At 35.4% G+C, this 20,620-nt stretch carries 17 protein-coding genes; 8 read left to right on the top strand and 9 right to left on the bottom strand.

The genetic code is table 11. The features are described from left to right. Positions 1 to 84: 84 nt before the first annotated feature. Positions 85 to 1,195, top strand: a protein-coding gene (gene prfB, locus STA7437_RS15305; protein WP_150109076.1) for a peptide chain release factor 2 whose coding sequence is annotated in 2 segments (ribosomal slippage) — positions 85 to 156 and positions 158 to 1,195 — 1,110 coding nt in all. Because the reading frame shifts where the segments join, the coding sequence is not laid out codon by codon here. Here prfB and STA7437_RS15310 read toward each other — a convergent pair. The 3 genes from STA7437_RS15310 to STA7437_RS15320 are packed head-to-tail and all read right to left on the bottom strand — an operon-like array spanning position 1,192 to position 5,650. Beyond that, entirely contained in the window at positions 1,192 to 2,367 is a 1,176-nt protein-coding gene (locus STA7437_RS15310; protein WP_015194294.1) for a glycosyltransferase family 4 protein, read from the bottom strand. The genes prfB and STA7437_RS15310 overlap by 4 nt on opposite strands. Positions 2,368 to 2,375: 8 nt before the next feature. Then, positions 2,376 to 4,418: an ABC transporter ATP-binding protein gene (locus STA7437_RS15315; protein WP_015194295.1), complete on the bottom strand. Its 2,043-nt coding sequence runs from the start codon at positions 4,416 to 4,418 to the stop codon at positions 2,376 to 2,378. A gap of 26 nt (positions 4,419 to 4,444) precedes the next feature. Further along, the gene (locus STA7437_RS15320; protein ID WP_015194296.1) at positions 4,445 to 5,650 is read right to left on the bottom strand and encodes a glycosyltransferase; all 1,206 of its coding nucleotides are present in this window, start codon (positions 5,648 to 5,650) and stop codon (positions 4,445 to 4,447) included. 316 nt (positions 5,651 to 5,966) lie between these two features. Between STA7437_RS15320 and gloB the strand changes: the two genes are divergently transcribed. Together gloB and rplI are read left to right on the top strand one after the other, a co-directional pair. Then, positions 5,967 to 6,740, top strand: a complete 774-nt coding sequence (gene gloB / locus STA7437_RS15325) for a hydroxyacylglutathione hydrolase (RefSeq protein ID WP_015194297.1) — start codon at positions 5,967 to 5,969, stop codon at positions 6,738 to 6,740. Between the two features lie 643 nt (positions 6,741 to 7,383). After that, positions 7,384 to 7,842: a 50S ribosomal protein L9 gene (rplI, locus tag STA7437_RS15330; protein WP_015194298.1), complete on the top strand. Its 459-nt coding sequence runs from the start codon at positions 7,384 to 7,386 to the stop codon at positions 7,840 to 7,842. A 201-nt stretch (positions 7,843 to 8,043) separates the two neighbouring features. On the opposite strand, the gene STA7437_RS15335 is transcribed toward rplI, so the two are convergent. After that, positions 8,044 to 9,255: a HEAT repeat domain-containing protein gene (locus tag STA7437_RS15335; RefSeq protein WP_015194299.1), complete on the bottom strand. Its 1,212-nt coding sequence runs from the start codon at positions 9,253 to 9,255 to the stop codon at positions 8,044 to 8,046. Positions 9,256 to 9,526: 271 nt separating this feature from the next. On the opposite strand from STA7437_RS15335, the gene proB reads away from it, so the two are divergent. Then, positions 9,527 to 10,639: a glutamate 5-kinase gene (gene proB / locus STA7437_RS15340; RefSeq protein WP_015194300.1), complete on the top strand. Its 1,113-nt coding sequence runs from the start codon at positions 9,527 to 9,529 to the stop codon at positions 10,637 to 10,639. A 257-nt stretch (positions 10,640 to 10,896) separates the two neighbouring features. On the opposite strand, the gene STA7437_RS26610 is transcribed toward proB, so the two are convergent. The 4 genes from STA7437_RS26610 to psbA form a co-directional block, all read right to left on the bottom strand. After that, positions 10,897 to 11,061 (bottom strand): hypothetical protein, encoded by a 165-nt coding sequence (locus tag STA7437_RS26610; RefSeq protein WP_015194302.1) that lies wholly within the window; start codon positions 11,059 to 11,061, stop codon positions 10,897 to 10,899. Between the two features lie 132 nt (positions 11,062 to 11,193). Further along, on the bottom strand, positions 11,194 to 11,865 hold the full coding sequence (locus STA7437_RS15345) for a M41 family metallopeptidase (protein ID WP_015194303.1): 672 nt from the start codon (positions 11,863 to 11,865) through the stop codon (positions 11,194 to 11,196). 245 nt (positions 11,866 to 12,110) lie between these two features. After that, a complete protein-coding gene (gene bchB, locus STA7437_RS15350; RefSeq protein ID WP_015194304.1) occupies positions 12,111 to 13,637 on the bottom strand; it encodes a ferredoxin:protochlorophyllide reductase (ATP-dependent) subunit B in 1,527 nt (508 codons plus the stop codon). 402 nt (positions 13,638 to 14,039) lie between these two features. Continuing rightward, positions 14,040 to 15,122 carry a photosystem II q(b) protein gene (gene psbA / locus STA7437_RS15355; RefSeq protein WP_015194305.1) on the bottom strand — a complete coding sequence of 361 codons (1,083 nt, stop codon included), beginning with the start codon at positions 15,120 to 15,122 and terminating at the stop codon, positions 14,040 to 14,042. Positions 15,123 to 15,420: 298 nt separating this feature from the next. Between psbA and STA7437_RS15360 the strand changes: the two genes are divergently transcribed. Both STA7437_RS15360 and STA7437_RS15365 read left to right on the top strand, forming a co-directional pair. Further along, complete coding sequence (locus tag STA7437_RS15360; RefSeq protein WP_015194306.1) at positions 15,421 to 16,365, top strand: aldo/keto reductase; 945 nt, start codon at positions 15,421 to 15,423, stop codon at positions 16,363 to 16,365. 593 nt (positions 16,366 to 16,958) lie between these two features. Beyond that, complete coding sequence (locus STA7437_RS15365) at positions 16,959 to 18,251, top strand: M16 family metallopeptidase (RefSeq protein WP_015194307.1); 1,293 nt, start codon at positions 16,959 to 16,961, stop codon at positions 18,249 to 18,251. 7 nt (positions 18,252 to 18,258) lie between these two features. Here STA7437_RS15365 and STA7437_RS24980 read toward each other — a convergent pair whose 3' ends face one another. Continuing rightward, positions 18,259 to 18,873: a hypothetical protein gene (locus STA7437_RS24980; RefSeq protein ID WP_015194308.1), complete on the bottom strand. Its 615-nt coding sequence runs from the start codon at positions 18,871 to 18,873 to the stop codon at positions 18,259 to 18,261. A gap of 80 nt (positions 18,874 to 18,953) precedes the next feature. Between STA7437_RS24980 and STA7437_RS15375 the strand changes: the two genes are divergently transcribed. Beyond that, the gene (locus STA7437_RS15375) at positions 18,954 to 19,814 is read left to right on the top strand and encodes a class I SAM-dependent methyltransferase (RefSeq protein ID WP_015194309.1); all 861 of its coding nucleotides are present in this window, start codon (positions 18,954 to 18,956) and stop codon (positions 19,812 to 19,814) included. Positions 19,815 to 19,896: 82 nt separating this feature from the next. Beyond that, complete coding sequence (locus STA7437_RS15380) at positions 19,897 to 20,598, top strand: HAD family hydrolase (protein ID WP_015194310.1); 702 nt, start codon at positions 19,897 to 19,899, stop codon at positions 20,596 to 20,598. Positions 20,599 to 20,620: the final 22 nt, after the last annotated feature.

The raw sequence follows: 20,620 nt of genomic DNA on the forward strand, positions 1-20,620 counted from the left end.
TCATGATATTTGTTTTTAACTGCATAATATTTGAATCATCAATCAAGAATTTTTTAGTTAGTGAGTAACTACAGTACAAAATCAATGGAAATTTCCGAACTCAAACGAGAAATCGAAACAGTATCGTTACGCCTGGGTAAAACCCAGGACTATCTTTGACGTTCCCGCTCTTAATGCCAAAATTAAAGATTTAGAACAATTAGCAGCCCAACCAGAATTTTGGGATAATCGTCAACAAGCCCAAGATACTCTGCAACAGTTGAACGATCTCAAATCGAATTTAGAGCAATATCATTCATGGCAAACTAGATTAGAAGATACTAAAGCGATCGCAGAGCTATTAGAATTAGAAGAAGATGAAGCTTTAGCTACAGAAGCACAACACAATTTGAATCAGCTACAACAAGAGTTAGACCGTTGGGAGCTTCAGCAACTACTTTCTGAACCTTACGATCATGAAGGAGCGGTTTTAACCATTAATGCTGGTGCAGGAGGTACAGACGCTCAAGACTGGGCAGAAATGCTGTTGCGAATGTACACTCGTTGGGCAGAAAAACAAGGATACAAGGTACATTTAGCTGAATTATCGCCAGGGGATGAAGCAGGAATTAAATCAGTTACCTTGGAAATTGAAGGGCGTTATGCCTATGGCTATCTTAAGGCCGAAAAAGGTACTCATCGACTGGTGAGAATTTCTCCTTTTAATGCTAATGGTAAAAGACAAACCAGTTTTGCAGGGATAGAAGTAATGCCCGCTTTAGATGAGTCGGCTATTAATTTAGAGATTCCTGAGAAAGATTTAGATATCAGCACTTCTCGTTCGGGAGGAAAAGGCGGACAAAACGTTAACAAGGTAGAAACTGCGGTAAGAGTGGTTCACATTCCCACAGGAATTGCAGTACGTTGTACCCAAGAACGTTCTCAATTACAAAATAAAGAAAAAGCTTTAGCTTTGTTGAAAGCAAAATTGTTAGTAATTGCTCAAGAACAACGAGCTAAAGAAATTGCTGAAATTAGAGGAGATATGGTAGAAGCAGCTTGGGGAAATCAAATCCGCAACTATGTGTTTCATCCTTATCAATTAGTAAAAGATTTACGTACAGAAGTCGAAACTGGAGATGTGAATGATGTGATGGATGGGAATTTAGATTTCTTGATTGAAGCTTATTTACGTCAAGAAAATCAATTGGTTTAATCGATATAACTCATAATTTTGGCAGTTCGATTTTCCCAAGTAAACTGACGAGCAAATTCAATATTGGTTGGATATCCTTCGCTTTGATAAGGATAATTGCGTAAACTTTGTTCAATCGCTTGAGCAAAAGCACCAGGATCGTCTGGTGGACACCAGGTAGCTATCAAGGGAGACGATTTGAAAGGTAGTAAGGGAAGAATTTCTGTTACTACCAGAGGAGTTCCTGAAGCAATATATTGGAAAAATTTAACAGGATTGGTGAAATCAGCTTCTTTACCTAATAAATGAGGATGAGCTAATAAATCTGCTGCTTGTAAAAGACTTACTAGTCGAGAACGAGGTAAAATCCAGCCTAAAAAATTAATATTATCAACTTGTTTGGCTTGAGCTAACTCACGATAATGTTGGATTTGAGCATCTGTTCCTCCCGTAATGGCAAATTGAATATGTGGTAATAAACGCGCTACCTCAATCAGGAGATCGATTCCTTTAAAACGATATAATGCTCCAGAATAAACTACTAAAGGTTGATTTTCTTTTGATAACAATTCTTTTCGCCAAGCTTGAGCTTCTGCTGGTTGTCTGGTTAAAAAAGATTGACCGAAACCATTGTGTAACCAAATAGCTTTTGATTCAGGTACTCCAGCTTGAATTAAACTTTGACGAGTTAGTTCTGATTGAGTAATGGCTATTTTGAAATAGGGGCTATTAACGATTTTGTTTTCAAGTGGTTTTGATTGGAAATAATGACTTTCATAAATAGTAGGAATTTTGTTTTGAACTGCTGCTTTGGCACAATTCCAATCTCGTGTATGTAAAACTTTGGTTTTAGGAAAAATATGCAGAGGAAAATAGTATTTACAGATAATAGTACTAGGATTAGTAAATTTATTTGGTAGTGGTAAAGATAGTTTAGGTAGTGGCAAAGTTGCAGTTTTTAAATTACTTTGAATATCATAAAATTCTACTATTTCTTTTGAAGGTAGTTGAGGGCGAAAAGGAAAAAGGAAATTAAATAAATTGAAGTTTTTTTGTTGTTGCTCGGGATAAACTAATACTGTAGGATAGCCAAGATTGGCTGCTGCATCAGCACACTGAACATCATGAATTTCATGAGCAGTATTAGGTTGCAAGGATATTTGATGACTATAAACAAGATAATATTTAGACATAAATAAAATTATTTGCTTGAAATGCTTGCAGATTCAAAATATTCAAGACGTTTTAAAATAGTTAGTCCCGATTGATAACTTTCTTCTATCAATTTTTCTCTTTCTTCTTGATTATCAACTAAATGATCTATTACTAATCTTAAAGAACCAAGCATAGAATGAAGATTAGTTCGCATTTGATGAGAAATATCGTTAAAATTTTCTGAAGATAATCTGGTACTAATATCTTCTGTAATTAGTGATGAATTTTTGTGTTCTTTATCACGAAATTGCATCTGATAAAGATGAGCATAATATTTATTGGCTGCAAGTAATTCTTCATGATTACCAATTTCTACTACTTGTCCACCATCTAAAACCACTATTTGATGAGCTTTTTGAACAGTTGAAAGACGATGGGCAATTACTAAAGTAGTACGATCGCGACAAAGTTCATCAATAGCTTCTTGAACTAATCTTTCTGATACTGTATCTAAAGCACTAGTCGCTTCATCTAAAATTAAAATATCTGGATTACGAAGTAAGGCACGAGCGATCGCAATTCTTTGTCTTTGTCCTCCTGAGAGCATTACCCCACGATCTCCTACTTCGGTGTCTAATCCTTGAGGTAATTGCAGAATAAATTCATGAGCGTTAGCTCTACGGGCTGCTGTAATAATTTCTTCTTCAGAAATATGTTCTAGTCCGTAGGCGATATTGTAGCGGATCGTATGATTAAACAAAAACGTATCCTGACTTACTATACCCATATTCCTTCTGAAGGATTTGATCTCGTAGTCTTTTAAATCAATTCCATCAATAGTGATCCGTCCAGCAGTAGGATCGTAAAATCTGGGTAGAAGATCGGCTATGGTTGATTTTCCTGCACCAGAAGAACCAACTAAAGCGATCGTTTTTCCTTTGGGTATCCATAAACTTAGTTGTTTAAGAACTAATTTTTCATGATCTGGATAAGCAAAATCGACTCCTTCAAATTGAATTCCTTCAATTAAACGCTCAAAAGGTTTAATCCCTCTAGTCTGAAAAGGCTTATTATCTTTTCGTAAAAAATCTTCTACTATATCTATGCTATGAATACTATTAGCAAATTGAGTACGAGCATTATTCAACTGACCAATAAATGGTAATAAACGAAAGAGAATAACTAAATAGGTTAATAAAATAGGCGCAAATTCTTCTAACTGTTGGGTAAATAAATAGCGACCTAAACCAACTAAAAACAAAATAATTATAATACCTAATATTTCATTAATAGGTCCAATAATTGAGGAGATTGCCTGGGATTTTAATTGAGCATCTTCTCTAGCTAAAATTAATTCTTCAATTTGTTGATATTCTGCTTCTTCATTACTAACGCTCTTAACCAAGCGAATTCCAGTTAATATTTCTATGATTTTGCGAGAATATTCACGAGATTTTTCTGCTAAAATCTGCCCTAATTCTTTTGATTTTATGACAAAATATTGATTAGAAAGGGCAATTAAAGATAATAAAACTGTAGTTAATAAAGTAAGTCGCCAAGAAATCAAAATTAATAAATAGACAAAAGTTAGAATAGTTAAAACAGTAATTAATATTCTAATTACAGTCCTAATCGCACTGGCTGTTTTTTCAATTTCTCCATTGATTCGATTGACAATATCACCAATTCTAATTTTAGAATAAAAATCCAAGTCTACATCAAGAAGAATTCTAAGTCCTGAAGTCCTCATATTTCTGACAAGATTTTTAGCAGAATAATTCCCAATTAAACTACTAATAAAATTTGTCACATTTTTAAGAATAATTGTCATAACTACTACAACAATCATGACAATCAACTTTTCTTGATCTTCAAAACGATCAAATAAAGCAAAAAATTTATTGAGTAAAGGTGGTTGTCCAGGAAATTCTAGAGTATTTTTTTCCCCCAAAAAAACTATCAAAATTGGAATGATTAAAGCAGTGCCGACACCATTAAATATGGCACTAGCTAAACTAAAAACAACTGTAGCAACAATTAATAACGGTTGTTCACGAGCAATACTGAGAATAAATTTACGAGAAGACATATTAAAATTGCGCGTATCATTAAAAATTAAATTATCGAAAACTTAGCCAGTATGGGTTTTAATATTTCTGCCATAGCTTCAATGCTATATTGCTTAATACATCTTTTTCTGGCTGCGATTCCTTTAGTATTAGCAGTAGAAAAATCGTTCAAAATTAACTCAAGGGTAGTGGCAATTTGCTCAGGCGAATTAGGTTCTACTAAATAACCTGTTTCTCCCAAAATATGTGGAATATCGCCAACACAACTAGCTAAAATTGGTTTAGCCATTGCCATGCCGTCGGTTAATTTTAATGGGAATTGAGCTTGAGTCGCAGGAGAATCTCTTTGCGGAACTACAATTATATGAGCAGCAGCAATAATCTCTGGCATACTTGCTACAGGAGATTTAGGCAGTTGAATAATCCATTTTCCCCATTTTTGTTGTAGTTGAAGGTCATAATCATCGTAAGGACTACCACCAACAATTACTAATCTCAAATCTGAACGATTCAGTTTTTCTAGAGCAATCAGAACATCTTCTACTCCTTTATATGGTCTTGGTGCGCCAGGAAACATTAAAATCTTATAGTCGCTTAAACCATACTTAGCACGGCTAGCTTCTGAATCGTATTGAGCAGGATTAAATAAAGAGGTATCTTTGCCATTAGGAAGATAAATGCCGCCAAAGCGTTGTTGCAAAAATTGATTATGGATCGTAATAACATCAGCGCGACTGGCTAATTTCTCTATCCACTTTAGGTATAGAGGATGATCGGGATGTTTTAATTGACCTTTTGGTTGCCAAAAATCGCGAGCAATTTGTTTGGGATTAAAGTCATATTTCCATTTGTCTCCACCATGCCAACTTAATTCCCAATCATCAATATCTAAAATTAAAGGACGACCAGTAAAATTTTTTTTAATCAGTGCTAGACCAAAACTACTAGGTTTTAATTTAACGGCATAAATTATCTTGCCATTAATTTGATGAATTAATTTGGATGCTGCCTGAAAAAATCCTGAATGAGATTGACAAGGAAAAGAAATAATCGGAAATGCTGAGTTTGCGATCGCTGAAGATTTTTCACCAAAAGCTACTCCCAACATTTCTACATCATAGTCAAGTTGACGAAGTGCTTGTGCCAAAAGGAAAGGACGTATTGCACCACCCCATCTACCAGCCCCACTACTAGACAGATCGCTGACAACTATAGAAATTTTAGGTTTTCGGTCTTGTGCAGGGAAAGTCATTTCACTTACCAGTTATCAGTTATCAGTTACTACTGACTTTTAGTCAGTAGCTTGTAATCAGAAATATTTTTGAGATTTTCCTCTTTTTAAGAGGAGGCTTGTAACCTATTTCTTTTGGTGAACATTACCCTGCTTATGATAGGCAGACGGGGTTTTCAAGGACTCAAAGTAAATTCGAGTCACAGCCCCTCGGCTTGCGTTCACTTCGTCAAGATATTTATCTCACTTGTAACCGATTAATGTTAACTATCTCCCTAACATAATGGAATATACTTACCTGAAACGTCGAGAGGGAACTTACCTAAAGGAGATAAAAATGCTGATCAAAACAATTCCTGCTTTGTCAGATAATTATATTTTTTTGCTTTACGATCTAGAACAAAAAATCGCAGCAGTAGTCGATCCGGCCGAAGCTGAATCTGTTTTACAAGCTTTACAAAAACTAAAGGTTGAACTAGTAGCTATCTTTAATACTCACCATCATTTCGATCATGTAGGCGGAAATCGACAACTAATCAAACATTTTCCCAATCTCTGCGTTTATGGAGGAAAAAAAGACCAAGGTAGGATTCCTGGACAACAAGTTTTTTTAGAAGCAGGAGATACGGTTGAATTTGCTGGTAGATTAGCTCAAATCTTTTTTGTTCCTGGACATACCCGCGCTCATATTGCTTATTATTTTCCGCCTCTCAATCAGGAAGATACGGGAGAGTTATTTTGTGGTGATACTTTATTTGCTGGTGGTTGTGGTCGTTTGTTTGAAGGTACTCCCGAACAAATGGTTGCTTCTCTTAGTCAGTTAAGACAATTAAGCGATCGCACTCGCGTCTGGTGCGCTCATGAATATACACTTAAAAATCTTCAATTTGCTTTAACTGTTGATAGTCATAATCCTGATTTACAAAAACGATTTACAGAAGTTCAACAGGCCCGTCGTCGCCAAGAAGCTACAGTTCCTTCTAACTTAGGAATTGAAAAATTGACTAATCCTTTTTTACGGTGGGATGATTCAGCTTTACAAGCAGCTACGGGGATGAAACAAGCAGCTAGAGTCTTTGGCAAGTTGAGAGTCATGAAGGATCAGTTTTAAGTTTTAGCAATAGCTAATATGTCACTTAAGTAATTGGCACTAGTACTTATAATTAAAGTTTTGTAAAGTAAAAATAGAAGTTTTTGGCAACAGTTACTATTTGGTAAGCATTTGAGTGTTTTTGAAGATTTTTTAGTCAAAACAAGCCGAATATATAATACGATATCAGACTTTGATGTATATATTTTTGTAATATAAGCGTAAAAGCCTCGAAGCTACGTAGTCAAAAAAACTGAATTTACATTACTAAACATATAAAATTTAAAAGTTAAGTTAAAAAGTTATTAACATAAATTATTCATATTGCTTTTATATTAAGTTGTAAAATTGTGGAAAAAGACAAAACAAATTTAGAGATCAATTCTTTTCTTTGAAAAATTTTCGCTTGTCTTTAATTGAATAATTTTGATTAATTTAACTTTGAAGAGAATGAGATTATTTTAATTGGGAAATTTTGCTAGATTATGTTTTTTTTGTTTACTTAATTTTGTTTCTCGAGCTTATTTTTCCTAATAATTAATTTAAGCTAAAAATTGATTGAACTCTAAGTTGTAATTTTGATAATTTATTCTTGAGAAGATAGTTGAATCAATATGATATGATATATAGTTCTGTCATATTTAATTTTGTTATTTAGAGGACAATGGGCAAGCGCGTACAAGTAGTTTTAAATCAAAATATTAGTAAACTGGGCAAAAACGGAGATTTAGTCGAAGTTGCTCCTGGTTATGCTCGCAATTATCTTCTACCACAGGGTTTAGCCGTAGTAGCAACTACTGGAATTCTCAAACAAGTAGAACAAAGAAGAGAAAAAGAAAGACAACAAAAGTTAGCCGAAAAACAGGAAGCAGAATCTCGGAAAACTGCCTTAAAAACTATTGGTCGCTTAGTAATTCGTAAGCAAGTTGGTGAAAAAGACGCTATTTTTGGTACTGTAACAGCACAAGAAGTAGCAGATGTCATTAAAGAACAAGCTGGATTGGAAGTAGACAAACGAGGCATTAGCGTGCCAGAAATTGGCAAGATTGGTCATTACCCAGTCGATGTTAAATTACACCCAGAAGTTACTGCAACTGTTGAGATTGAAGTTGCTTCTCTCTAAGTTGAGATTTTGAAAATTTGATTATTGAAAAAGGGAGTTGCCAATTACCTCGTATTATCAGCAACTCCTTTGTTATTCTTGATTAGATATACTTAAAACAGTGACCAGTTATCAGTGAACAATAAACTATCCACAATCAACCAGCAACGATTAACAAAAACTGAAGTATTAAATATACCCTCATATCTCAGCGAGATTAAGTTAAGCTATTTTTTTTAAAGCTGCGATCGCATGAAGTTTAACTATTTGTTCTGGATCGGCTGCCAATTCATTTAACATCACAAAAGCCTGATCATTTTTCAATTCTCCTAAAGAAGTAGCCAGCTTTTGTTTAAGTTGATTCGACATTGTTTCTTTACTATTATTTTGCCAAAAATGTAGGAGAATTTTAACAGCTTGCGGTTTTAAACTAGGTTTAGTAATTCTCCCTAAAAGGTTAATAATTTCTACTTGAATTGATTGATTTTCTCTAAATAATGCTTGTTCTAAATACACTAAAGCTAGTTTAGTTTTACTCCAACTCAAAGCTTTAAGTAAATCCAATTTTAAATTTGTTGGTGTAACTTCAGAAATAAGTACTTGATTTAAAGCTTGAATTGCTTGATCGCTTTTCATTCTGGCTAAAGTTGAAGCGGTTTGACGACAAACTTCTAAATTAAAATCGTATAGTAAGGGACTAATGATTTCTACTAAATTCAATTCCTGACATAAATCGGCACGAAATCCCAAACTAATCACCGCTTCTTTTCTGACAGTAGCATTCAGATCTTGTAAAGCTTCGATTAAAACAGGAGGAATGCGTTGATCGTGAAAACTACCAAGAGCTTCAATTGCGATCGCCCGAATAGCTGGTTGTTGATCTTTGACTACTTGAAGTAAAGCAGGAATAGTTTCTGGATGACGAATTTGTGCTAAAGCAGTAACTACTAATAAACGATATTCTGGATGGTTTAATAAATTAGTTAAACTTTCAATGGCAGTTACTCCAATCTGAGCTAAAGCTTCTGTTGCCATCAAAGCTAATTCTTCTTCTGAATTTTGCAGCAATTTAATTAAAGCAAAAATAACTTCAGGACTGTTAAACTCAGCCAAAATTCTACAGGTAAACCAACGTATTTCTAAATCTACGTTTTCATCTTCTAAAACTTTAATCAAAGGCTTAATAACACTAGTTCCGATCACAACAAAAATTTTATTAACTTCCCAACGAAGTTGAAAATCACCGTAAAATAAAACGTTTAAAGCCAAAGCAATAAATTGATCTTCTAACTGTTTTTCTAAACAAACACCTCGATTTTGTCGTAAAAGAAGTTGTTGTAAATAATAATTAACTTGTAACCAATTTTTAGCTTCGGCTGCGAGGTAGGCATTATGAAATAATTGCTCGATTGATAAATTCTGGTTATTACTCATAGTTGTTAAATTAAACAGAAATAATACAATTTTGCTGCTGTTTTGCAGTCGCTTATGCGTTACTCGGATACGAACTTCTTTGAGCGTCGAAGACTAGCCGAGATCGGATAATTGGGGTTAAAAATCTTGGTAAACTATCGTTTGTCTGCAATTGTGACAGTAAAAATAAATTTTTATTTAACTTCTAGTGTTCACGATTATGACTATTTATTGCAAATTAATATGCATTAAACCAATCAAATTTATGTAATACCTACATTTAGATTTAAATATGTCTGAATCACAAACTATCGTCATTAAAATCGGTACATCTAGTTTAACCAAAGCAACAGGACAAATTGCCGTAGCTACTATAGCTTCTTTAGTAGAAACCCTTACCTCTTTACGTTCTGATGGTCATCGAGTTGTATTAGTTTCTTCTGGTGCAGTGGGAGTAGGATGTGCCAGATTAAACCTTAAAGAAAGACCCCGTAAAATAGCAGTTAAACAAGCTGTTGCTGCTGTTGGTCAAGGTCGTTTGATGCGTATTTATGATGATCTTTTTTCCAGTTTACAGCAACCGATTGCTCAAGTTCTTCTAACTCGTCGAGAATTAATGGAAAGAACTTCTTATGTGAATGCTTTTAATACTTTTATTGCTTTATTAGAATTAGGAGTTATTCCAATTGTTAATGAAAACGATACTGTCGCAATAGATGAATTAAAATTTGGCGATAACGATACTTTATCTGCTTTAGTTGCCAGTTTAATTGAAGCTGATTGGTTATTTATTTTAACTGATGTAGACCGCTTATATTCAGCAGATCCCCGTCTGAATCCTGATGCTCAACCGATTGAATTAGTAGGAAGTGCCGAATTTAAACAATTACAAGTAGAAGCAGGAGGCAACGGAAGTCAATGGGGAACTGGTGGTATGGCAACCAAACTCGCTGCTGCACGTATTGCTACATCTTCAGGAGTTAGAACTGTCATTACTCAGGGAAAGCAACCACAAAATATTCTTCAAATTATCCAAGGAGAACCTTTAGGAACACAATTTGAACCCCAATCAAGAGCAGATAACGCTCGCAAGCGTTGGATTAATTATGGTTTAATTCCTATGGGTAAATTGTATCTAGATCGTGGTGCTGTTAAAGCTATTTGTCAACAAGGTAAATCATTATTGCCTGCGGGAATTATCAAAATAGAAGGAGATTTTGTTGCTTCTGATGCAGTGCAACTGTGTGATGGAGAAGGTAGAGAAATTGGCAGAGGCTTAGTTAACTATAGCAGTACAGAAATAACTCAAATTAAAGGACACCATTCCGAAAAAATTGCCCAAATTTTAGGTTATGAAGGAGCAGATACTGTAGTTCATCGCAATAATTTAATCATTAAAGATTAAAAATTAATTTTTAGAACTAGATGATAAGCAGTCATGCAAAATTAAATACACTGATGAAGAAAAAACTAGGAACAGAAAATCGTCATCACTTAGCAGCTATCAAATTAATTTTGAACTATGTACAGACGCGACATATCGAGTCTCTAACTATGAACTATTTTTTTTGTGTAATTGATTCTGCCTATTTACTTATTGCCTCTCTGGTCAAGAGCGATCGCAAATATGCCTTGTCTGAGGCAAAACCGCTTTTAATCTTCTCAATCAATATGATAATTTTGGCGTAAATTTAATTCAGTCTGCTTAAGCTGACGTAATTTTTCTTCTTTTTCTTTAGTCAGAATCGAATTTTGATATTCTAAATAGATAATCTTCTGTTGAATTTTAGCGATTTTTAAAACAATTGTGGCAGTATGAACAATCATTTTTGCTATCTTAGTAATCTATCGCCCTCGACTATAATTCAACTAAAACTAAGCTGCTATGCTTTTAATTTTGGTATCGATCAAAAGATCGAATAATAAAAAAATACTTTTGCTATTTAAAAGCAGTCAATCTTAACAATTATCTTGAATAATTTGACAACATTCTACTACTGAAGCTCTTTGTTCCATCGCCGTTACCAACGCTTGATAGGCATTTTGATGTCGTTCAATAATACTTGTTGCCTGTATTTGCGCCCAACGTTGTTTTTGAGCATAGCCTATTTCTGGTAACCCTGCTAAACTTAAAGCCAAACGTAATTGTTCACAATCTTCTTGTCCGCCTTCTGCATTTCCATAAACTAACTTTTCCGCAGCAATTCCTGCCATCCACACTGTACAAAATCTGTCAAGAGTTAAACGCATCTCCTCAAAGTTAATTGGTTTGGTCGTTAACTCTTGAGTATTAAAAGCTACTCCACCTCTACCTGGTTGTCCTTGTTTTAAAGCTTCCCAAGCAGTCAAACTATAACCAGTTACAGGAATACCCAGAAAATAAGCAGTTAAAAAATGACCTGCTTCATGATGAATAACTCGTTGACGTTGCTGAGGTGTTGAAAAAACGTCTAATAATAAAGTTACTCCGCGATTATTCCAACTAAGAGTGTCTACAGTTGCTAAACCCATAATACCAAGGGTAGCCATAGCAGGAATAGTAGGGGAAATGTTGAGTATAGGCCCAAGTAAACAAGAAAGGGTCATTGTAAATACCCCGATCGCAATTATATTTAAAGCAGTTTGTTGCATCTCTATCAGTAATTATTAAAAAAGTTTGAGCTATGTAAATTAAATATATAAAATCTTAGCTAAATTTTTGTTCTTGAGTCAGAAAGATTTCAATAATCAAGTTTAAATGAAATTAAAACTGGCTCAATCAGCTACGAATAAGTCGCAATTGTGATTAAGCCAGTCGAAAAAATAGTAAAATCTTTAAGGCTTCAAAAGTTCAACTATAAGTTAAATACAACCTTAAAAAAAGAAAAACTATTCAATTATGCTCCAACAGCTTCTTTAGCTGCGTACATTACTTCAAGCGTAATTTCTGCTAACCCTCTTTCACGAGCAAATTTTTCGGTATTTCGCTTCACTTTACCGCGAACAAAACCAGGAACTTTATTTAATTCTGCTTGCGCTTCTTTATTCCAATTTAAATCAGAATCAGCAGAAATACCCTTAGTAATTACTTCTTTGGTATCATGTCCGCCAAAAATTTCTAAGAGATGATCTTCCATTCCCAGAGTAAAAGAATTGTAGACTAAATCAGCAATTTGATTCGTACCTTCGTAACCGAGGTATGGTTTATAACCAATCGGGAAGTTTTGGATATGAATTGGTGCTGCAATGACACCACAGGGGATATTCAGCCTTTTACCCACATGACGTTCCATTTGTGTACCAAAAATCGCAGCAGGTTCGAGACGTGCGATCGCGTCTCCAATTTCTCCATTATCATCACTAATTAATATTTCATCGCAGTATTCACTGACTTGTTCTCTAAACCAATCGGCATCATACTTACAATAAGTACCAGCTAAAACAACGTGAATACCCATTTCCCTCGCCAAAATTTTTGTCATTGCTGCTGCATGGGTATTATCACCAAAAACAACTGCTTTCTTACCAGTTAAATTTTGACAGTCAATCGAACGAGAAAACCAAGCTGCTTGAGAGACATAAAGAGTTTGTTCATTAATATACTCTTCATAATCTACTTCTGCGCCTTGAGCATTAATAATCTGTTGAATTTTCCGCAAACAACGAGCCGTTTCCACTACTCCCATCGGCGTAATATCTACATAGGGCATTCCAAATTCTGCCTCTAAATATTTAGCCGTCATTAAACCCAATTCCCGATAAGGAACCAAATTAAACCAAGCGCGGGGTAAATTTTTCAAATTATGAACCGAAGCACCTTCGGGAATGACTTCATTAACTTCGATCCCCAAATCAGCCATCAGACGTTTTAATTCAGTGCAATCATGCTGGTTGTGAAAACCCAGAGTAGAAATACCGATGATATTAACCGAAGGTTTAGCAGTTTTTCCTGCTGGTAACTCTTGTTTTTTACGAGCTTTATTAAGATAAAATTCTACTACCTGTTGTAAAGTGCGATCAGCTGCTTGCAATTCATTAACCCGATAATGATTAACATCGGCTAACATGACATCGCCTTGAGCATCAATTTGAGCGCGCTCTACAAAATTTTGTAAATCCTCTTGGAGAATACTAGATGTACAGGTAGGAGTAAGAATAATTAAATCAGGATGTTCTTCTCGATCTTTACGAGTAATATTATCAACAACTTTTTCTTGTGAACCTCTAGCTAAAACGTTGCGATCAACAATACTAGCTGTGACAGGAGTAAAATTACGTTCCCGTTCTAACATTGATCGCATCACATTAAAATAATCATCTCCCAAGGGTGCGTGCATGATCGCGTGAACATTTTTAAAAGAGCTAGCAATTCGTAGTGTACCAATGTGAGCGGGTCCTGCATACATCCAGTAGGCTAATTTCATCGATTTCTCCCTTATTTATCTCTGTTTCAATACAAAGGTGTTTAAAACTTTAATTACTTGTCTTTTCTTAAGGACTGCTAACCAATCGAGATTAATTCAAACTGAAGCGCATCAAATACGAAAAAACAATTACATTTCTCTCCTCCGCTCCTTTGCCCCTCTGTTCCTTCATTAAATTTGGTTATCAACTTTCAAGCCCTGGTTATGAATATAGGTCAGCCTGTTACCTCGACCACCACAATCCTGTTTAAGTGCAACAAATATTTATCTATGTTTAACTTTCCTTATCAACAGGTATATCTAAAGATTGATGCTTTTACTATGAAGAGTTTTGATTAGTCAAACAAAAAAAAACGCCCCCCATTTCTGGAGAGCGTTTTTAATTAAAGATTAACGTCGGTCTTAGCCATTGATAGCAGGAGCAGTTAACGCTACAGGAGCGATATCACCACTAGCTAAGTCTAAGGGGAAGTTGTGCGCATTACGTTCGTGCATTACTTCAAAACCGAGGTTAGCACGGTTGAGAATGTCTGCCCAAGTATTGACTACGTGTCCTTGAGAATCCATGATGGATTGGTTGAAGTTGAATCCATTGAGGTTGAATGCCATGGTGGAAATACCCATTGCAGTAAACCAGATTCCGATTACAGGCCATGCACCTAAGAAGAAGTGCAAGGAACGGCTGTTGTTGAAAGAAGCATATTGGAAAATTAATCTTCCAAAGTAACCGTGAGCAGCTACGATGTTGTATGTTTCTTCTTCTTGACCGAATTTGTAACCGTAGTTTTGAGATTCAGTTTCTGTTGTCTCACGAACCAAAGAAGAGGTTACTAAGCTTCCGTGCATGGCGGAGAATAAAGAACCACCGAATACACCTGCTACACCTAACATATGGAAGGGGTGCATTAAGATGTTGTGTTCTGCTTGGAACACGAACATGAAGTTGAATGTGCCACTGATTCCTAAAGGCATTCCATCAGAGAAAGAACCTTGTCCTAATGGATAGATTAAGAATACTGCTGTGGCAGCAGATACTGGTGCGCTGTATGCTACACAAATCCAAGGACGCATTCCTAAGCGGTAGGATAGTTCCCACTGACGACCTAGGTAAGTAAATACTCCAATTAAGAAGTGGAATACTACTAACTGGTAAGGGCCACCGTTGTATAACCACTCATCTAAGGAAGCTGCTTCCCAGATGGGGTAGAAGTGAAGACCAATTGCGTTCGAGGAAGGTACTACTGCACCAGAGATGATGTTGTTTCCGTATAGTAATGAACCTGCTACTGGTTCACGGATGCCATCGATGTCTACTGGAGGCGCAGCGATGAAAGCAATGATGAAACAAGTAGTTGCGGTTAAAAGGGTTGGGATCATCAGGACACCGAACCAACCGATGTAGATACGGTTGTTGGTGCTGGTGATCCACTGACAAAAGCGTTCCCAAGTACCTTGGGCTTGGCTTTGTTGTAGTGTAGTAGTCATGTTGTTTATGATTGCGTTGGTTTTTTATGTATGTGTTTACTTTAAAACAAATGTAACGATCTGTAAAGTAATTTAATATTTTCTTAATATATTCTTGAGATTGACGGAGCCAATACAACACTTTAAATCCAACTCAAAGGGCCTATTTGAGGTAAATAATTGTAAATTTTTATTTTTGCACTTTGTAACGCAAAAATTTTTGCTTCCAGTGCCAACCCAATTTCAGATTGAGAAAGTTAATCAATCATGCTTACACTAAAAAGAGCAGACTTTAGACAAATATTAAAATCTGGTATTGATGACAACTACTTTGGGAAAAACTGGTATTGAAGTTACTGGTTTAGGAATTGGGACTTGGGCTTGGGGAGATAAATTATTTTGGAATTATGGCAAAGATTATGGAGTAGAAGAAGTAGAAGAGGCTTTTAATACAGCCGTGCAAGCAGGGATTACTTTCTTTGATACAGCAGAAGTATATGGTTTGGGGAAGTCAGAATCTTTACTCGGCAAATTTATCAAACAAACCGAACAACCTATTCAGATTGCAACTAAATATGCTCCCTTCCCTTGGCGTTTCAATGGCGAAGCTGTATCTGAAGCACTTATCGAGAGTTTAAGGCGTTTACAATTATCACAAATTACTCTGTATCAAGTTCATTGGCCTTTTAGTTTCTTGCTTAGTCAAACAACTTTGCTTAATACATTAGCTAACGAAGTAGAAAAAGGTCGGATTCAAACAATTGGTGTGAGTAATTATTCTGCAACTCAAATGCGAGAAGCTCATGAAATCTTAGCTAAACGAGGTATCCCTTTAGCAGTTAATCAAGTACAGTATTCCTTACTGTCTCGGAAAATTGAAACTCAAGCTATTTTGTCTACCGCGCGTGAGTTGGGAGTTACAGTTTTAGCTTATAGTCCTTTAGCACAAGGATTACTAACTGGTAAATATACACCAAAAAAAGCAGTGAGCTTGGAGGGTGCGCGTCGTCTTGATCCTCGTTTTAGTTCTCAAGGTTTAGAGAAAATCGTGCCTGTATTAAATCTATTACAAAGTCTGGGCGCAAAATATCAAAAAACTTCCGCACAAATTGCTCTCAATTGGTTGATAGCTCAAAAAAATGTCATACCTATCCCTGGAGCTAAAAATGCTAAACAAGCTCTAGAAAATGCAGGCGCGTTAGGTTGGAGTCTTGAAGATGAAGAAGTACAGCAACTGGAGGAAATATCTCGTCCTTGGCTATAAAATAAGATTTTGAAGCGATTTTTTCCTGAAAATAGAAAGAATTAAAAGTGTTTAAATCCAAAAAATATTTGATCTTTTTGGAGATGCTCAAATAAGCTCAAGTCTGCTTAAAAGGTTGAAGCATAGACACGAATATTTATTTTTTATAACTAGGGGTTAACAAATTTCATACAAATTTTTGTTGTTAGTAAAAAAAATTATAGTAGTTCTTAGTTCTATAAAGTACATCTGTTCGATACTAGTTTTTATTGATAGTGGATTGTTAATGGTTCATTGTTAATAGTTAATTAAAAACTGATAACTGGTCACTGAATAGTGGTTTACCATACAATATGAGAAACGCTATAAATATATTAGTTTAACTGAGTTGTTATTAGCAAAATTAAATTATTTTAGAAAAAATGATTTTTGATATTATATTAATGAACAACTGTTTTTTTACACTCATTTTTAATTGATATAAATTATAGTTTTACTCACTTAATCAATAATCTTCAAGCTTTATTTTATTTAAATAATTAGTTACTAATTATCTACTAGAAACATTAAGATAGAGAACAGTAATATTAAAATAATCAAAATCTAATCAAAAAATGACATCAACTCTGCTGAAAACATCAACAATTAATCAACCTACTATTCATCAACTTACCAATGGCTTAACTATTATTGCCGAACAAATGCCAGTAGAAGCCGTTAATCTTAATGTTTGGCTTAATGTAGGTTCTGTCAGAGAAACTGACGAGATTAATGGCATGGCGCATTTTTTGGAACACATGGTGTTTAAAGGTACGCCTAACCTAGCAATGGGAGAATTTGAATATTTAATTGAAGAAAAAGGAGCAGTTACTAATGCTGCTACGAGTCAGGATTATACACACTATTACATTACTACTGCACCAAAAGATTTTGCCGAGTTAGCTCCATTACAACTAGATGTGGTACTTAATCCCAGTATTCCTGATGATGCTTTTGAGAGAGAAAGATTAGTCGTTTTAGAAGAAATTCGTCGTTCTGAGGATAATCCCCGTCGCCGTACTTTCTATCGGGCAATGGAAAATTGTTTTAATAATTTACCTTATCGTCGTCGTGTTTTGGGACCTGCTGAAGTAATTGAGAATTTACTTCCTCAACAAATGCGAGATTTCCATAGTACTTGGTATCAACCTAGTTCGATGACAGCAGCGGTGGTAGGTAATTTACCTACTGAGCAGTTAATTGAGATTGTGACAGAAGGATTTGAACGACAGTTTCAAGCCTCGGATCATTTATTAAATAATCAAGTAAATCCGCATTTGACTCCAGAATCTCCTTTTAATGAGATAGTTCGTCAAGAATATATTGATGAAACGCTGCAACAAGCGAGATTAGTTATGATGTGGCGTGTACCTGGAATGGTTGAGTTAGAAAAGACTTACGCTTTAGATATTTTGGCAGTAATTTTGGGACAAGGAAAAGTTTCAAGATTGTATCGAGATTTGAGAGAAGAAAGAGGTTTAGTGACTCAAATCAGTGTTAGTAATATGACTCAAACTCATCAAGGTGTATTTTATATTTCTGCTCAATTACCAACAGAAAACCTGGAAGTAGTTGAAGAAGCGATCGCGCAACATCTTAATCAATTACACACTGAACCTATTGCTACCAAGGATTTAGCTCGCATCCGTACTCAAGTAGCTAATCGATTTGTCTTTGCTAATGAACGACCAAGCGATCGCGCTGATCTTTATGGTTATTATTATTCTCAACTACAGGATCTACAACCAGCCTTAAATTATCCTCAACATATTCAAGCCATAGACGTTGCAGATCTACAGTTAGCAGCACAAGAATACCTCTCACCTAATGCTTATGGTGTAGTTGTAATTAAACCAGCTAATCAATAAGTTTTATTTATAAATGAGTCCAAAAATCCCCTGATTGATTTAATTCATCGGATTTTTGATGATAAAAATCATTAATAGTTTGAATTACTTCGGTTAAGTCTCGAAAATCTAGACCATTATCCCTAATTTGCCAATAACATTCGTCTAAACTATGCCAATCCTGACATTGAGCAAGCAACTTGAGACAGTTTTCTTGCCATTTTAACGCCTCCTTTTGCCTAGCTAATTTCAACAATAAACGTGAGGCTTCGGTTTGAAATTGAGGTGATTTTTGCTGCCAAGCTTTCTGTAACTGCGTTAAGCGATCGCCAGAATAGTATTTGGCGTGATATTTTAATTCATAACGCAACATTGCGCCCAACTGTTCAAAGAAAACCACATCTTGACAAGATTCAATCAACAATAAAGCATCTTCAAACCAAAAAGATAAACAACGATAGCTGACAAATTTACTTCCTTTACCCACCAATTTGACCCAAATCTGCTGCACCCAGTAATTAATCGCTTCAATTTCTTCAATCTTTACTCCCAAAAGTGAGGCAATTTCGGTTTTCGCGCGATCGCTTTGCCAATGATCGGGATTAATTGCCCCTCCTTCAATTAAACTGAACTCCTTCAGCATAATTTATGATCCCCCCGTTCGCTGATCTTAGGATAAGGTAAAAAATTAAAGACAACTAAATCTTAATCTAATCAAACAATATGGCAGTTCGTCAGGATACTCTTTGGCAAAAATTTTTACAACCGATTTTTAACCTTTTGATTGAGCGAGAATCTTTACAGCAGTTAGCTGACAGGATTGACTGGCAAACGAGTTGCGATCGCTTAACTAATTCTGATTTAGTTTATCCCCAGTATTATAGTTCGCAAAATTTCCATGGCATTAAAAATGGATATCTGACTTCTGGTGCAGCAGTAACTTACGACCCAGTTACTCAGTATGTTTTACCTCCTAATGAAACTTGGGTTAGACAAGAGTTGATTCAAGTCATTGCTGGACAACCACGCAGGATTTTGGATCTTGGCTGTGGTACGGGTTCAACTACAATTATGCTAAAACAAGCTTTTCCTGATGCTGAAGTGATTGGCTTAGATTTATCTCCTTATATGCTAGTGATGGCAGACTATAAAGCCAAGCAAGCAGGATTAAACATCCAATGGCAACATGGCAAAGCAGAAGCAACCCCTTTCGCCAACCAGCAATTTGATTTAGTTACCGCCTCTTTATTGTTTCACGAAACTCCTCCTGCGATTTCCCAAGCAATTTTGCAAGAATGTTTTCGTCTCTTAGTACCAGGGGGACAAGTAATTATTCTCGATGGCAATCAAAAAACTCTTCGTCATACTGAATGGTTAACTAATATTTTTGAAGAACCATATATTCAAGCTTATGCTGCTAGCAGTGTTGATGCTTGGTTGGGTGCAGCAGGTTTTGTCAACATCCGTACCGAAGAAGTTTGGTTGACAAATCAAGTTAGTTGGGGACAAAAACCAATCCCTAGCAATCATCCAATTCAATTACAATCAATAGATAATGGACAAATGCCATCACCTGCTTGGTAAGTTGGATCGATTCATGGTTAATTGTTAACTAAGTTAGACAAAATATTAACCAATAGCAATTAACCATAATTATTAATTACAAATGACTTTAAAAGCAATTTTATTTGACTTCAACGGCGTAATTATTAATGACGAAGCGATTCATCAAGAACTAATTAATCATATTCTCCTCGGTGAAAATCTACGTCCAGAAGAATCAGAATATCGAGAAATTTGTTTGGGAAGAAGCGATCGCATTTGTCTCAAAAATATTCTCGTTCATCGCGGTAGATTTGTAACAGATGAATATATTGATAAATTAGTAGCCAATAAAAGCCTAGCTTACCAAGAAAAATTAACACAATTAGAAACCTTACCTATTTATCCTGAAATAACAGAATTTCTAGCTCAAATTCAACAAAGAGGATTAATAATTGGTTTAGTTACAGGAGCATTAAAAGCAGAAGTACAATTAGTTCTACAACGTGCCAAGATAGAATCCTATTTTTCTGTCATAGTAGCTGGAGATGACATCAATCAAAGCAAACCCGAACCAGATGGCTATCTACTAGCAGTTCAATTAATTAATCAAAACAATCATAACCTCAATTTACAACCATCCGAATGTTTAGCGATCGAAGATACCTATGCTGGAATTGAAGCTGCCAAAAAAGCTGGTATCCAAGTAGTAGGAATTGCCAACACCCATCCTTTTCATATGTTGCAGCGTAAAGCTAACTGGACAGTAGATTATTTATCTGATCTCGAACTAGATCGAATTAATCAAGTTTGTTTATCTCTCTAAAGCTAACAAGGAATACAAAGGA

The sequence above is a fragment of the Stanieria cyanosphaera PCC 7437 genome (assembly GCF_000317575.1).
GTDB classification, from domain to species: domain Bacteria; phylum Cyanobacteriota; class Cyanobacteriia; order Cyanobacteriales; family Xenococcaceae; genus Stanieria; species Stanieria cyanosphaera.

Excerpts from the sequence above, each read along its gene's own strand:
- STA7437_RS15310 (WP_015194294.1), bottom strand. The coding sequence starts at position 2,367 with ATGTCTAAATATTATCTTGTTTATAGTCATCAAATATCCTTGCAACCT.
- STA7437_RS15315 (WP_015194295.1), bottom strand. The coding sequence starts at position 4,418 with ATGTCTTCTCGTAAATTTATTCTCAGTATTGCTCGTGAACAACCGTTA.
- STA7437_RS15320 (WP_015194296.1), bottom strand. The coding sequence starts at position 5,650 with ATGACTTTCCCTGCACAAGACCGAAAACCTAAAATTTCTATAGTTGTC.
- gloB (WP_015194297.1), top strand. The coding sequence starts at position 5,967 with ATGCTGATCAAAACAATTCCTGCTTTGTCAGATAATTATATTTTTTTG.
- rplI (WP_015194298.1), top strand. The coding sequence starts at position 7,384 with ATGGGCAAGCGCGTACAAGTAGTTTTAAATCAAAATATTAGTAAACTG.
- STA7437_RS15335 (WP_015194299.1), bottom strand. The coding sequence starts at position 9,255 with ATGAGTAATAACCAGAATTTATCAATCGAGCAATTATTTCATAATGCC.
- proB (WP_015194300.1), top strand. The coding sequence starts at position 9,527 with ATGTCTGAATCACAAACTATCGTCATTAAAATCGGTACATCTAGTTTA.
- STA7437_RS26610 (WP_015194302.1), bottom strand. The coding sequence starts at position 11,061 with ATGATTGTTCATACTGCCACAATTGTTTTAAAAATCGCTAAAATTCAA.
- STA7437_RS15345 (WP_015194303.1), bottom strand. The coding sequence starts at position 11,865 with ATGCAACAAACTGCTTTAAATATAATTGCGATCGGGGTATTTACAATG.
- bchB (WP_015194304.1), bottom strand. The coding sequence starts at position 13,637 with ATGAAATTAGCCTACTGGATGTATGCAGGACCCGCTCACATTGGTACA.
- psbA (WP_015194305.1), bottom strand. The coding sequence starts at position 15,122 with ATGACTACTACACTACAACAAAGCCAAGCCCAAGGTACTTGGGAACGC.
- STA7437_RS15360 (WP_015194306.1), top strand. The coding sequence starts at position 15,421 with ATGACAACTACTTTGGGAAAAACTGGTATTGAAGTTACTGGTTTAGGA.
- STA7437_RS15365 (WP_015194307.1), top strand. The coding sequence starts at position 16,959 with ATGACATCAACTCTGCTGAAAACATCAACAATTAATCAACCTACTATT.
- STA7437_RS24980 (WP_015194308.1), bottom strand. The coding sequence starts at position 18,873 with ATGCTGAAGGAGTTCAGTTTAATTGAAGGAGGGGCAATTAATCCCGAT.
- STA7437_RS15375 (WP_015194309.1), top strand. The coding sequence starts at position 18,954 with ATGGCAGTTCGTCAGGATACTCTTTGGCAAAAATTTTTACAACCGATT.
- STA7437_RS15380 (WP_015194310.1), top strand. The coding sequence starts at position 19,897 with ATGACTTTAAAAGCAATTTTATTTGACTTCAACGGCGTAATTATTAAT.